The 13753-nt window shown below is 36.6% G+C and carries 9 protein-coding genes and 1 pseudogene; 2 read left to right on the forward strand and 8 right to left on the reverse strand.

Annotation, left to right across the window (positions count from 1 at the left end; translation table 11 throughout):
• Positions 1 to 18: 18 nt before the first annotated feature.
• Positions 19 to 2826 (reverse strand): GBS Bsp-like repeat-containing protein, encoded by a 2808-nt coding sequence (locus GZ996_RS07090; RefSeq protein WP_162011686.1) that lies wholly within the window; start codon positions 2824 to 2826, stop codon positions 19 to 21.
• Between the two features lie 713 nt (positions 2827 to 3539).
• Between GZ996_RS07090 and GZ996_RS07095 the strand changes: the two genes are divergently transcribed.
• Together GZ996_RS07095 and GZ996_RS12235 are read left to right on the forward strand one after the other, a co-directional pair.
• Positions 3540 to 3986, forward strand: a complete 447-nt coding sequence (locus tag GZ996_RS07095; protein WP_162011687.1) for a DUF1694 domain-containing protein — start codon at positions 3540 to 3542, stop codon at positions 3984 to 3986.
• Between the two features lie 172 nt (positions 3987 to 4158).
• A pseudogene (locus GZ996_RS12235) lies at positions 4159 to 4317 on the forward strand (transposase); the annotation flags it as partial.
• A 168-nt stretch (positions 4318 to 4485) separates the two neighbouring features.
• Here GZ996_RS12235 and ezrA read toward each other — a convergent pair.
• From ezrA to GZ996_RS07135, 7 genes are all read right to left on the reverse strand, one after another.
• A complete protein-coding gene (gene ezrA / locus GZ996_RS07105) occupies positions 4486 to 6210 on the reverse strand; it encodes a septation ring formation regulator EzrA (RefSeq protein ID WP_156805617.1) in 1725 nt (574 codons plus the stop codon).
• 86 nt (positions 6211 to 6296) lie between these two features.
• Positions 6297 to 8249, reverse strand: coding sequence for a DNA topoisomerase (ATP-hydrolyzing) subunit B (gyrB, locus tag GZ996_RS07110; RefSeq protein ID WP_162011688.1), 1953 nt, complete (start codon positions 8247 to 8249; stop codon positions 6297 to 6299).
• Positions 8250 to 8810, reverse strand: coding sequence for an HAD-IA family hydrolase (locus tag GZ996_RS07115; RefSeq protein ID WP_156805619.1), 561 nt, complete (start codon positions 8808 to 8810; stop codon positions 8250 to 8252).
• A 333-nt stretch (positions 8811 to 9143) separates the two neighbouring features.
• Positions 9144 to 10313, reverse strand: a complete 1170-nt coding sequence (locus GZ996_RS07120; protein ID WP_156805620.1) for an FtsW/RodA/SpoVE family cell cycle protein — start codon at positions 10311 to 10313, stop codon at positions 9144 to 9146.
• A gap of 144 nt (positions 10314 to 10457) precedes the next feature.
• Entirely contained in the window at positions 10458 to 11651 is a 1194-nt protein-coding gene (locus tag GZ996_RS07125) for a cation:proton antiporter domain-containing protein (protein WP_162011689.1), read from the reverse strand.
• A 159-nt stretch (positions 11652 to 11810) separates the two neighbouring features.
• On the reverse strand, positions 11811 to 12077 hold the full coding sequence (locus GZ996_RS07130) for a chorismate mutase (RefSeq protein WP_156805622.1): 267 nt from the start codon (positions 12075 to 12077) through the stop codon (positions 11811 to 11813).
• A 90-nt stretch (positions 12078 to 12167) separates the two neighbouring features.
• Positions 12168 to 13703, reverse strand: coding sequence for a ClC family H(+)/Cl(-) exchange transporter (locus tag GZ996_RS07135; protein WP_162011690.1), 1536 nt, complete (start codon positions 13701 to 13703; stop codon positions 12168 to 12170).
• Positions 13704 to 13753: the final 50 nt, after the last annotated feature.

Here is a 13753-nt window from a genome sequence, read left to right on the forward strand (position 1 = left end):
CTAAAGTTGTTTCATACCTTAAAAATTCATTTTATAATAGTCAGTGATACCTTTAACAATACCATTAGCTAACTTCTCACGATAGTCCACCGTTGCGATTTTTCGATTTTCTTCTACATTTGATAAATAACCAAGTTCTAATAACACCGCTGGCGCTGTTGTCTCACGAAGAACTGCAAAGGTATTGCGTTTAACACCATTATTTTTAGCACCACTTGTTCCAACTACTGAACTTTGGATATTAGAAGCAAGACTCGCACTTAGGCGTAACCGCTCTGCATTATTATGATATGCCTTGTTGATTTTTGCTGGGTATTCTGCATAATATTGATAATAGTAAGTTTCAACACCAGACACTGTTGGTGCAGTTGCAGCATTGTAATGGATACTGATAAACAAGTCTGCATTAGATTGATTTGCCTTTTCAGAGCGAGGTAACAAATCAACAAATTGATCATCTGAACGTGTTAAAACAACAGAATATCCAAGTGCTTCTAATTTACTCTTCAAACGATTTTGCATATCTAAGTTCAAAACTTTTTCTTGTTGACCATAATAGGTAGCACCAGGATCCGTTCCGCCGTGACCAGCATCTAGATAAATAACCTTATTGACAATTTGATAATTCCCTTGTGACGCTGATCCAACCTGAAGATTTGACATTGTAACATTTAAGTTAGTCTCTTGAGCCCCTACAAACTCCCGCCTACCATTGTTTTCAACCATATACAAGTGAACATGATACTTCCCACTACTATATTTATGGTTACTTGCATTCACGGTGATTTTATAGGTTCCATTTTCTTGCTTGTTTGCTATATACCATTGGATATCGTCTTGACCGCGAGTCTCTGACCAAGTTGGTAATTGAACTTCCTTCACACCTATTTTCGATTGAATATCGGAAACAATGACATCAAAAGTTCCTTTTTGATGATTCACATTTTGAATACTTAATATTGCCATCGGTTTAGATATTTCTTTGACTTCAATCTTAGTGTCATCTAAGAAAAGTAATCTCCCCTCAACCGTACGGCCGTAAATGTGAACATGATAAGTACCTGAATCAAAGTTATGGTCTTTACTATTAACAGTTAGACTGTAGCTACCATCTTTTTGTTTTTGACCAGTATACCATTTAATATCGTCTTGACCACCTTTAGAAGACCAGGTTGGAAGAAGAATTGTATTGATATAGCTTGGAATATTCTTCACTGTAACTTCAAAACTTGTATCTGTCAAGGCTTGAATCTGCGTTTCTGCTTTAGGAGTTACAACACGATAGGTGGTATTCGCATTTAAGAAAATATTTTCTACTCGACCAGCATTCCCATAAACATGGATATGATAGAGACCGCTCTCATACTGATGATCCCTGATATTGACTGTCAAGCTATGAGTACCATTCCCTTGATTCTTAGCAATATACCATCTGATATCATCTTGACCATTTTTATCATTCCAAGTCGGAATACGAACCTGATCAATATAACTTGGAACATTGGTTACCGTAACTGTAAATTGATCGTCCGAAACTTTAGTGACTTGAGTCTGTGTTTCTAACTTAGGCTGATTATAACTAACTCCTCCTAAAAAGGTTTTCTTACCACCACTCTCTCCATATAAATGAAGCTGGTAACCTTCTGTTTCAAATTGGTGATGTTCGAGATCAATAGTCACTCTATACGCCCCATCCTCTTGCTTGGAGGGTTGATACCATTTTATATCATCTTGACCATTTTTTGAAGTCCAAGTCGGTAAAAACACCTTATGGTATTTTTGCGGAATATCACGGATTGTCACTTCAAATGTACGATCATTATTAGACTTTATTGTTATGGATGGGGCTTTAGGAACAGGTTGATTATAAATAGCTTGACCGACGAAAACTTTCTTACCATTTGGTTTTCCTTCATAATAGTGAATATGGTAAAGTCCTGTTGAAGATTTATGATTATCCATATCCACAGAAACTTTATAAGTCCCATTGCTTTGCTTTTGTCCTTCGTACCATATCAAATCGTCTTGGCCATTAACCTCAGACCATATCGGTACATAGAGAGCATAAAAATAGCCTGGAACATTTGAAATAGTGATATCAAAGCTTCTCTGACTCGTCGTCGTTATTTTCGTCTCAAGCTGAGGCTGATCTAACATAACTTCTTCTGATCTGATAAAAGTCATTTTACCAGTAACCTTTTGACGAAAATAAGCATGAAAATGGTATAGTCCATACTCCCAATGATTTGTATAAGGAATATTAGCTTGACCATTTTGAAGGTTATACCATTGAATATCATCTTGATTATCTTTATTTGACCAAACAGCCACTAAAAGTTCACTGTCCTTTGGTATATTATCTTGGTAGCTAACGGTCATCATCTCAGTCTTTTGGGTCACTGTTAAGGGATTTGCGACAACAGAAGCAGCTAGAGGCTCTTCCTCCCTTTCAGTTGTAGTTTCGACAGATTTATCTTGAGAGGCTACTTGAGTATTTATAGACAAGTCAGAGGTACGTTCTAGGTTAGTAGTTACACTTGAACCGATTTCTTGAGAAGTTAACTCTTCATTGGATAAGCTCACCATATTACTATTAATCAGTTCTTTGACTTCTATTTCCTCAACGTCTAAATTCGATTCAAATGAAGTAGAAACAGAGGCTAAATTTCGATTACTTACTGAAGCAGGCGTTGCTAAAGACGTATCTGAGGAAGTAGGATTTTCTTGAGGGACTGATAAACTTTCATCTGCTTGAACTTCAGTATTTGCAAGAAAGAGCGTAAGTAGCAAAGGAATCATTAGATAAGTTTTTAAAGATTTTTCCATCATATCTCCAATATTTTCCGAATATTTTTACCATTATAGCATAATTTTATGCGATAATAAAACACTTTTAAAAGAATAAAACAAAGTCAAGCTTTAGAGCTCGTCATTTTTCTTCAATACTACATTTCTAAAATTAGACCAATTACATGTCCATTGGACAATTTAAAATGGATGCTTAAAATTTGCAGAATGTCTAGTTATAGATTTATAATCAACTACTGTGTCAAATTGTCACCACTATAACGTTAAGGAGGTTGATACAAATATCTCAACCTTATCTTTTTGATAGTAATAACAGATTGATGTAATGGTTGATTGGAAGTCTGCAACTGGACACCTCTTTATTTTAGTACCACGCAATCATTAACGGTATCCTGTACGACCGTGAGAACCTTCGTTCATCTTATTTCCAACCTCAAAAGGCTTCCCAAGACTTTTGAGCTATGCGGATGTGGGAGTAAAAACTGTTCATTGGACAGTTTCAGCTCGAGCTTATAAACCAGAGAGCGAGGAAAATCGAAATCATCATTTTTTTGTCGATTTAACGATTTTTTGTCCACTCTCTTTCCTTTATTTTTCGGTTTTAAATGTATATCAATCATTTTATAAGATTTATTTGATACTATCTAATATAACAGTATTAACTAATTAAAGTAGCATTCTTTTACTTATTTTGATAAAATGACACAAATAAGAAAAAGCAAGGAATAACTATGGATAGCTTGGAAAATCGAATTTTATCTCACTCTTCTAATGAGCACCGCTTTGACCCAAATCAGCAAAAAGAGTTTTTAGGAACCTTTAGAGAAAGAGTTGTTTTAGCTATTAAAACAACCGATTTAAGTCCTGAATTGTTCAAAAACCTCCCATATTTTCTAGTCGATTTCAATCAGAATTGGCAGCCTTTAGTAGCTAAAATTTCCTCAGAAATCAACATTTCATCGCAAATGTCCTTGATGAAATTGGCGAAACAGCATAACCTCCCTAGCACGATTGTCCAGGAAAAAGAGGCGACATCTCCTTACGCCTTTATCGTACATTCCGACCATGCCATAAACTTAGAACAAATTGAACCAGTGTTGGCTACCTCCTCCTCAGACAATGCAAGTCCTAAACATAAAAAATTATCCTTTTTTGGAAAATTATGGAAAAAGCGATAATCACAAAATCAAAGCTACAGTGCTAATCCCCCAAAATCGAAGATACAAAAAGAGGTAGGAATTTGATATACTCCCCTTATAGTGGACAGTGAAAAAACAAAAATTCACTAGAAACTAAAAGGGGAGTTTTCGTATGTCAAAAAGAATTCCAAAATGAGTAGAAGAAAAACTAGAGATTGTTAACTTATATTTAGAAAAAGGGAAATCCATTTCAAGCTTAATAAGGGAATATGGCGTCAGTGATACTGCCATTAGAACTTGGGTTCGTAAATACCAACAGCTAGGTGTAGCAGGACTAAGAGAAAGTAAAACTTGGACGAGGTACTCAAAAAAAATCAAAGCAACTAGTAAAGGAATCTATTTTTACAATAACGAACGATTTCAAGAGAAGCACAACGGCCTTGCCCCTCTTGAATTGAGGGACAAGGCCGTTGCTTAATCTTTTATTATTTCATTGTCCACTTGACAGGGAGCAGTTTAATTTTCCTAACCTCTCTTTTTAAAATCGGATAATCTCACGGCTTTTTTCATAAGAACTCACAAAACGTTTTGTTACTCCCGGCTCAACAATTTCAAGAGCATATGAGATTTCATTGAATGCTGCTTGATAACTAAAATGCATTTGGAAGAGTTCCATTGTACGGTCATAACTTTCTTGAATATTTTGATCAAAGCTACGATAACGATTTGAATACTGAAGTAGTTGCTCTGTTAGGACAGCATCTTGAACAACTTTGTAAGTCACTTCTTCCAAGCTAGACATCGCCTTGGTAGAAACTTCTTTCATTTTATCAACAGTTACCATATCCACACGTCCTCGGCTCAATTCATCACGAAGTGCTTCTAATTGTGAACTTGTAGTAAAAAATTGACTCATAAAATCTTGTGGAATCCCTGGAAGATTACGCTTTTCTATAAAACGCTTAATCGTATGAAGACGATTAATATAAGCTTCTAGCTTATGACGAGCATCAGCTTCACCCTTTTCGGTTCCTTTCAAGCTATCATAAATCGCTAATTGTCCTTCTTCAACATCAGCAATCTTAGATTCTAATTTTTCCAAAACTTTTCGCCATTCAGTGAATGTTTTTTCTTCTTCTGACATATTTTCAAGTGCTGACTGCAATTCATCTACCATATCAGACAAATTCGAGTGATATATTCCCAATTTATTACTAATGCTGTCGCTAAAAATATAGCGTTGTGATAAGCGATTTAACTCATTAATTAGACTAGCATTATTTTCTTTAACATGTGCTAAATATTTTGGCAAACGATTAGTTGCTTTTACAACTTCTTTATGAGCTGCAATTTCACGCTCAAACAAATCATAGAAACCACTTAATCGTTCTTGGATATCTTGACAGCTTGTTTCGGCTTTGACCAATTCGAGTTCTGCCAAATCATCAGAAGTATCACTAATGGCCTCACGAATAGCTTGGAAACCAGATTCAATATTCTCATCAGAAAAATAATAATTTTCTTCTAGTAAACGGCTATAACCTGATTCGAGGTCATCCAACTGATCTGGGAATTCTTCGTCTAATTTAGTTACAATCGGTGGAATTTTCTCAGAAATTTGTCCTAAAGCAATCGTATGTTCTTCGGCTTTTTCTAAAATTTCTGCTGCTTCAATCGGATCTCCTGATGAATTAAGAGTAACAAATTGCGAAAACTCAGACTGAATATGAGATAATTGCTTACTAATCTCTGGCATAGCCTTACCATAATAGTCGGCTTGATTTGCAATTTCCGTTTGTAAGTTTTCATACATATCCAAAGCATAAGTGACGCGTGAACTATTTTTTTCCTCTTGCTCAGCAAGTACTGATAAGGCTTCACGAATAGCTTTAATATCCTCTTCAACAACAGTCAACTGACTTTGAATTCCCTTAATTTCATGTTTTGCCTTTATAAAATTAAAGGTATCATTCAAACTCTCCGCTTCAAAAATATGATTTTCAATATCTGAAAAAGAGTTAAGGGTTAAATCAACCCACTTTTGATTCCACTCTCGGAAAGAAGTTTGACTTTGTCCGATTAAGTGCAAACTTTTGACGTGTTCGATTTCGTCATTGACCGGTAAGTCAAAAAGTTCTTGTTTTTTCTCTTCTAAACTTGCAATCAAGGCATCATTTTTTTTTCTCACAATGACACCAACTAGGTAGGCAATAATAACTAAAATAATTATTGCTACTACGAGTAGAACGATTCCGTTCGACATGGGGCTCTCCTTACATATTTTCTAAAAGGTCTATAACATTACAATTATAGCATAGCTATAACCTCTTTTCAATTAGATGACCAATTTTAAATGTCCAAAGTTGAATAAACTGCGTTTTCTTCAATAAATTCACGACGCGGTTCAACCTTATCCCCCATCAACATATCAAAGATTTTATCTGCCTCAGCAGCATCATCAACTGATACACGCGCCATGAGACGACGTTCTGGATCCATTGTTGTTTCCCAAAGTTGATGATCATCCATTTCACCAAGCCCCTTATAGCGCTGAACTGTTGGTTTTGAACGCCCTACAGTATAACGCGCCAAAGCTTCTTGAAGCTGAGTTTCTTGATCTGCACCTGGTTGAATGTATTCTTTAATTTCAGACCCAACTTTAACCCCATAAATTGGTGGTTGAGCAATGTAGACATATCCTGCTTCTAAGACTGGACGCATAAAGCGGTAAATTAATGTCAATAAAAGGGTGCGAATATGGGCACCATCAACATCAGCATCTGTCATGATAACCAATTTTTGATAGCGAGCTTTTGAAACATCAAAATCGGCACCAAATCCTGTTCCCATAGCGGTAAATAGACTACGAATTTCTTCGTTTGCAAGAATTTTGTCCATCGTAGCTTTCTCAACATTCAAGATTTTACCTCGAATTGGTAAAATAGCTTGATATTCACGGTTACGACCTGATTTTGCCGAACCACCCGCTGAGTCTCCCTCAACAATGAAGAGTTCGTTCATTTCTGCGTTATTTGATGAGCAATCCGCTAATTTTCCTGGAAGGTTGGAAATTTCAAGACCTGATTTTTTACGGGTTACTTCACGCGCACGCTTGGCTGCAATTCTAGCCTTAGAAGCCAAAATTCCTTTCTCAACAATTTTACGAGCCGTTTGAGGGTTTTCAAGTAGAAAACGTTGAAAGGCATCGGAAAAGAGACGGTTAGTGATTTTTACTACTTCAGAATTTCCAAGTTTCGTTTTCGTTTGACCTTCAAATTGAGGATTAGGGTGTTTAACAGAGATTACTGCCGTTAATCCCTCACGCACATCTTCACCAGTCAAATTATCATCTTTTTCTTTAAGAATATTGTTGCTACGCGCATAATCATTGACAACACGGGTCAAAGCAGTGCGGAATCCTTGTTCATGGGTACCGCCTTCATGAGTGTGAATATTATTGGCAAAAGACATGACCGTTTCATGATAGCCTGTTGTGTACTGCATTGCAACTTCAACAGAAATCCCATCCATTTCACCATCAGTATAAATAGGATGTTCAAAAATAACATCTTTATTCTCATTGATGTATTCAACGTAAGATGTGATTCCACCCTCATAGTGGAAATCTTTTCTTTGTTCATGACCTTCACGTTTATCAGAAATTGAAATCTTCAAGCCCTTATTCAAAAAAGCTAACTCTTGAATACGTTTGGCTAGTTTAAAGAAATCATATTCTGTGGTCTCTGTAAAAATTTCTGGATCCGGTGTAAAGTGGACGGTCGTCCCAGTGCGATCTGTTTTACCAATGACTTCAAGGTCATCCACAACCACCCCGCGACGATACTCCTGATAATGAATTTGACCATTTTTATGGACACGTACATCTAGTTGGGTAGATAAAGCATTTACTACAGATGAACCAACCCCATGTAAACCGCCTGATACTTTATACCCACCACCGCCAAATTTTCCTCCAGCGTGAAGCACTGTAAAAACTGTTTCAACAGCGGGACGTCCTGTTTTTTCTTGGATATCAACTGGGATACCACGACCATCGTCCACAACAGTAATTGAATTATCTGGTTCGATGAAAACATCAATTTGGCTAGCAAAACCTGCCAGAGCCTCATCAATAGAGTTATCAACAATTTCCCAAACTAAGTGGTGGAGGCCTTCTTTCGAAGTTGATCCAATATACATCCCAGGACGCATGCGGACAGCTTCAAGCCCTTCCAGAACTTGAATTTGGCTGGCATCATATTCTTGCGCTAATGCTTCTAAATTTTTATTTTCTTCAGTCATTTAATTCACTAACTCCATCAAGGATTTTTTATTGTCTACTAGCAAGGCAGCGAAGCCCACTGCTTCTCCTGCTTGCCTATCTATATCACGATCACCAATTACTAAGGCGCTTGACATTTGGTATTTTTCTTTTAAGTAAAGCAAGCTCTCCGGATCAGGTTTTCTAGCGAAACCATTTTCTGATGTCACCACTTCGGTAAAATAAGAATTTAGATTCGTGGTTTCCAAAATTGTTAAAACCAATTTATTACGGTGAGAAATTAAAAAATTCCGTCCCCCATCAGCCACTATTTTTGCCAATACATCACGAGCTCCTTTACATAATACTGGTTGTTTCAGATACTCTGCCTCAAGCATTTTGTACTGGTGTAAAAAAGTCTCTTCATTCGGAATAAAGAAATCCACCGCTTCACGAGTCGATTCTTTTAACTTAACATAAACTTCATCATGCGAAGCCTCTATCCCGTATTTTTTTAAACTAGCAATAAAAGCCTGAGTGGAAACTTCATAGTTATCTAACAAGGTTCCACCTAAATCCCAAATATAATCGTGATAATCCATACCCTTCATTATAACATATTTCTTAGGATTTTCACAGAAAAAAGCAGAGCTAGACACAACCTACGAACGAAGAAAATGCATGTAACTATTTTCTAGCTACATGCATTTTCTTCAAAATATCTTCATACCAATCACATATGCGCATTGGGTTCATACTCTATTTCGCTTATATTATAACAAAATTTCATGATAAAAATATAACTTTTATGAAAAATTGTTATCAGAAAGCGATATTTTCTTCATGCATTTGTCGTGGCAAAAGGAGAAGCTCTACTAGTTTTTTTAGAAATCTAATGGACAGTATAATTTAAGTCACATTTACACTAATAACAATCATTTGCCAAGTTTATTATGATAAGCCATTGATAAAATCAATCCTACTCCAATTAGATTAGAAATCAACGACGATCCCCCTTGTGAAATAAAAGGAAGAGGAATCCCTGTTAATGGCAAAATTCCTAAAGCTGCACCAATATTTTCAAAAACATGAAAAAGAATCATCATAATAAAACCGACAGCAATAACCGTGTAAAAGCGATTATTAGACTCTAATGTGATACGTAGCATACGATAAAAGAGCCACAAATAACAGACTAAAACAAAGGCAGATCCCACAAAACCAAAATTTTCACCAATAACTGTGAAAATCATATCACTCTCTCGAACAGGAACAGATAATTCTACAATTTTAAACCCTTTACCTAATAGACCACCACTTCCAATAGAAACCAGGCTTTGAGTTTGTTGATAAGCGATTCCTGTCGCATAAGCAAACGGATCTAACCAAGCAGAAATTCGATTGATTTGATAAGTATCCATCCCTAAATTGAAAAGCCACTCACGACCTTGTTCGAAAGAAAAAAGAACAAGAAAACCTACAATTGATAATGCTATGGCAAAGATAATAGGTAGTAAAATCTTCCATGAAATACCAGATAACACAACAACACCAGATAAAATGGCTATAAAAACCAAAGCTGTTCCCAAATCTTTTTGTGCAGCTAATAGGACAAGAACTGGAAATGTTAGCAAAGCATATATCCCCAGCAACTTCCAATCCTCAACAAGTTCTTTCGACTTTCTCTTTTTTTGGAAGACCACTGTCGCTCTTGCCAAAACTAAAATATAGGCAATTTTCATGAATTCGGATGGCTGATAAATGGTTATATTGTTTATTGTTACCCAGTTTTTAGAGCCCGTAGCGGTATATAAACTCGGACTATAAAAAAACAAAGGAAGAAACATAGCTGCAAGTCCCAATATATAAAACCAAGGTGTCGCTTTCCACAAAAATTTTGTATTAAAAAACATCACTACAAAAGCCCCAAACACCCCAAGTGATAGCCAAAGCCCTTGTAACAAAAGAACATTTCCTAAGCGATCAGGATAGTCAACCGCTGTCGCTACATAGACTGACAAAAAGCCTATGACAATCAGAAAAAAAACAGGTAGCAAGAGCGAATAATCAACCCGTTGCTCCCAAGTTTTAAAATGCTTTACCATAACAACCTCTACCTACCCAATTTATAAAACTAAATGCTTATTTATTATAGCACGATTTTTTTATTTTTTCGTTCCACAAATAGATTTTATTCTTTTACTTTAATTAAGCTACATTTTATGAACAAACTTGTCGCCTTAATAAAACTATTTTCCCGTCAATAACGTTCTCCCAAACCTATCTAGTAAAATAGCTCCTAATGGTGCTGTTATTAAAATCCCTAAAACCGCAATAGAGAGAATCAATTTGCCACTACTTAATCCTACTGCCAAAGGAATTCCCCCTATCGCTGCTTGAACAGTTGCTTTGGGAAGATATGCAATCACACAAAAAACTTTTTCGCGAAAGGTAAAGCCTGTTCCAGAAACACAGATAAATACTGCAAAAGCTCTAATAATCAATGTCAGAAAAATCAAAATTACTGCTGCTAAACCTGCTTCACCCACATATCGAACATCGACAATAGCCCCCACACAGATAAAAAGCAGGATCTCACCAATAATCCAAGTATTGCTAAAGAATCTTGAAAAATGGTTAACAACATTTTCACTCATCCCACGGCTCATCTGTATCACCATAACCAAAACAGACAATAATCCAGAAAAAGGTAAAACATGTGAAAATTTAGCTTCAATAGCCATAGGTATAAAGGCAAAGCTCAATAATAACAAACAACGATAAGCAGCCGGCAAGGAACCAAATCTATGAATATCTTTCAGCATATTAACAAAGACAATTCCAAGCATCAAACCAATAATAACGCTGGAAATAATAGATATCGGTATATCCAAGAGGGTAAGTATTCTAAAGTTTCCACTCTGTACCACGCCTAAAAAACTAGTAAAAAGCACAATAACTACTATATCATCTAAGGAAGCTCCGGCTAAAATTAACTGGGGTATTCTCTTTTCCGTGCCGATGTTTTGCTCAATTAAGGCCACCATTCGAGGAACAACAACAGCTGGAGATACGGCAGCCATGACACTTCCCATTAAGGCAGCCTCACTGTAAGAGATATCAAACATTATCGGAGCTAGTAAGATATAAGCCAATAATTCAATACAAGCTGGAACAAAAGCCATCAATACTGCCACCCACCCAATCGTTTTAAAATCTGAAATTTTGATTGTCAGCCCTGCCTTTATCAAAATAATAACCAGAGCTATCTTCCTGATATCGACTGAGTTTTCTAAAATTGAAGCGTCTATTACGTTAAAAAAATAAGGACCAATAAGAATACCAGCCAAGAGTAGGCCAATAATCTTCGGTAACTTTACCTTCTCAAATAATAAGCTACTACTAATAGCAGCAAAAAAGATAAAAGCTAAGGATAGTAACATTACATTCCTCCATAAAAATCAAAATCCAAAAGACGCCTACCAATTAATAATTAAAGGCCAATTATTGACATCTCAATTATTAACTGGTAGACGCCATCAGCTTTTCAGCGATGAGAGGATTCTCCTCTTGCGATAGCTAAATTTTACTTGTAAAGGCCATTAAGCTAGCTTAGACGACTGATAAGCCCGTGATGATTTCATAATATCAGAAAAAGTAGCAACAATAGTTTCTTCAAATTCTTTATTAACCACACGACTAGCAACTTTTTCTAAGACTATTTGTTCACGTGAAGTATCCAAAACAGCTTTACCTGTTGCTTTCTTATAAGCTACCACTTGACTAACTAACGCCATACGTTTTTCTAATAAAGCAACGAGTTGCGCATCAATCATATCAATCTCTTGACGAATTAACTCTAAATCCATAATCATACCCAATCTGTTCCATCCAATAAACGAATTTCGTTTAATGATTCCAACAGCTAAATTTAAATTCCTTTCTATTTGTGATAAAACTTAATGAAATAAAACTTGATTGACCAAATGAATATCACTTTCATTAACAACTAAATAGATAGTAGCGCCAGCTTGCAAGATTGTTCTTCCAGTCACTACCTCACTATTCCCGTGAGAGACTTGAGTTGTAATCAAAACGTCATTAGGAAGTTTCAAATCTGAAACTCGTCGTCCAACTAATTTTTCAGTAACAGGTAGTTCAATCATCGTTGGCTCGCTATTTTCTAAATGACTGACCGGTACCATCTTAGCTAGCATGGCTTCATAAACAGGTTCTCCACCTAGTAAATCCATAGTCAGATAGGCCACTAAAACAACCAAGCCAATAGTCATCAATTGAGACAAATCTCCAACCATCTCCGTCACCAAGATCATAGCTGTCAGAGGCGCTTTAGATACGGCACCAAAATAACCTGCCATACCTAAGATTATAAAAATCGTCAACTGGCTTGTCTGCGCTAGCCCCATTGCTTCCGCTAAAAGGCCAAAAATAAACCCAGACAAGGACCCCAAAGCCAACAACGGGAGAAAAATCCCTCCGGGAAGTCCACTACCGTATGCAATCATGCTCCACACAAAACGAATCACAAGAAATAACAGGGCAATTCCAAGCGTGAACCCACTGTCTGGGAGGTGTAAAATCAAATGATGACCTCCGCCCAATAACTCTGGGAAAAAATAACCAATAGGAACTGTTAAAAGAACTGCTAGAATACCGTAAAACGGAACAGGAAGCTTTAATAAGTTTCCTAAAAATCCATAAACCTTTCCTACTCGCAAAACAGTCCATTCATAGCCATACCCTAAAAATCCTAAGAAAATCCCCATTGGGAGTAAAAGAAGATATTGGCTAAGACGCAACGCTTCAAACCCCTCTGGCATATGAAGAACAGGTGTTAAACCAAAGATATTCAAAGAGATAATATTAGCAACCAAACTAGCCACTAGAGCTGTAATCCAAACCATGCGTGAAAAATGGTGATAAACTTCTTCAATAATAAAAAGAAGTCCTGCTATTGGCGCATTAAAAGCAGCTGAAAGACCTGCCGCGGCCCCGCTAGCAATGAGAACGCGTTTCTCCTTAGGTGTCAACCCTAGATACTCAGATAATCCTTTAGCGGTTACTGCTCCCAACTGAATACTTGGTCCCTCACGTCCTAGCATCAACCCCATAGAAATAGCAAAGCTTCCACCTATAAATTTTTTCCAAAGGACAGACCACCAAGAAACCTGTAAACGCCCCATCAACTCTCCCTCAACATGAGGAATCCCTGACCCTTTAATGTCTGAATCAGACTTAACCAACAATCCAACTAACGAAATCAATACTAAACTAACAATCAAAATCCCCAATAGATAAATAGGTTGACTGGTTACCCTAGTATAAGCATTTAATGTCCATTCTGTAAAAATACCAATTAAGAGACGGAAGAGACTAACTACTATTCCAGCTGAAATGCCAACTAAAATTCCGCGCCAGACAGGCACGAAAAGGTGTTGCGTTGATAATCGAAATTCTTTTTGATGTGTTTCCATAACCCTTCTCAATAATACATAAAGAAGGTCAGAGGAATCCCTAACCTTAA

Source organism: Streptococcus sp. S784/96/1, from assembly GCF_902729355.1.
GTDB classification, from domain to species: Bacteria; Bacillota; Bacilli; order Lactobacillales; family Streptococcaceae; genus Streptococcus; species Streptococcus caledonicus.

Excerpts from the sequence above, each read along its gene's own strand:
- GZ996_RS07135 (WP_162011690.1), bottom strand. The coding sequence starts at position 13,703 with ATGGAAACACATCAAAAAGAATTTCGATTATCAACGCAACACCTTTTC.
- GZ996_RS07120 (WP_156805620.1), bottom strand. The coding sequence starts at position 10,313 with ATGGTAAAGCATTTTAAAACTTGGGAGCAACGGGTTGATTATTCGCTC.
- GZ996_RS07125 (WP_162011689.1), bottom strand. The coding sequence starts at position 11,651 with ATGTTACTATCCTTAGCTTTTATCTTTTTTGCTGCTATTAGTAGTAGC.
- GZ996_RS07090 (WP_162011686.1), bottom strand. The coding sequence starts at position 2,826 with ATGGAAAAATCTTTAAAAACTTATCTAATGATTCCTTTGCTACTTACG.
- GZ996_RS07130 (WP_156805622.1), bottom strand. The coding sequence starts at position 12,077 with ATGGATTTAGAGTTAATTCGTCAAGAGATTGATATGATTGATGCGCAA.
- ezrA (WP_156805617.1), bottom strand. The coding sequence starts at position 6,210 with ATGTCGAACGGAATCGTTCTACTCGTAGTAGCAATAATTATTTTAGTT.
- GZ996_RS07095 (WP_162011687.1), top strand. The coding sequence starts at position 3,540 with ATGGATAGCTTGGAAAATCGAATTTTATCTCACTCTTCTAATGAGCAC.
- gyrB (WP_162011688.1), bottom strand. The coding sequence starts at position 8,249 with ATGACTGAAGAAAATAAAAATTTAGAAGCATTAGCGCAAGAATATGAT.
- GZ996_RS07115 (WP_156805619.1), bottom strand. The coding sequence starts at position 8,810 with ATGGATTATCACGATTATATTTGGGATTTAGGTGGAACCTTGTTAGAT.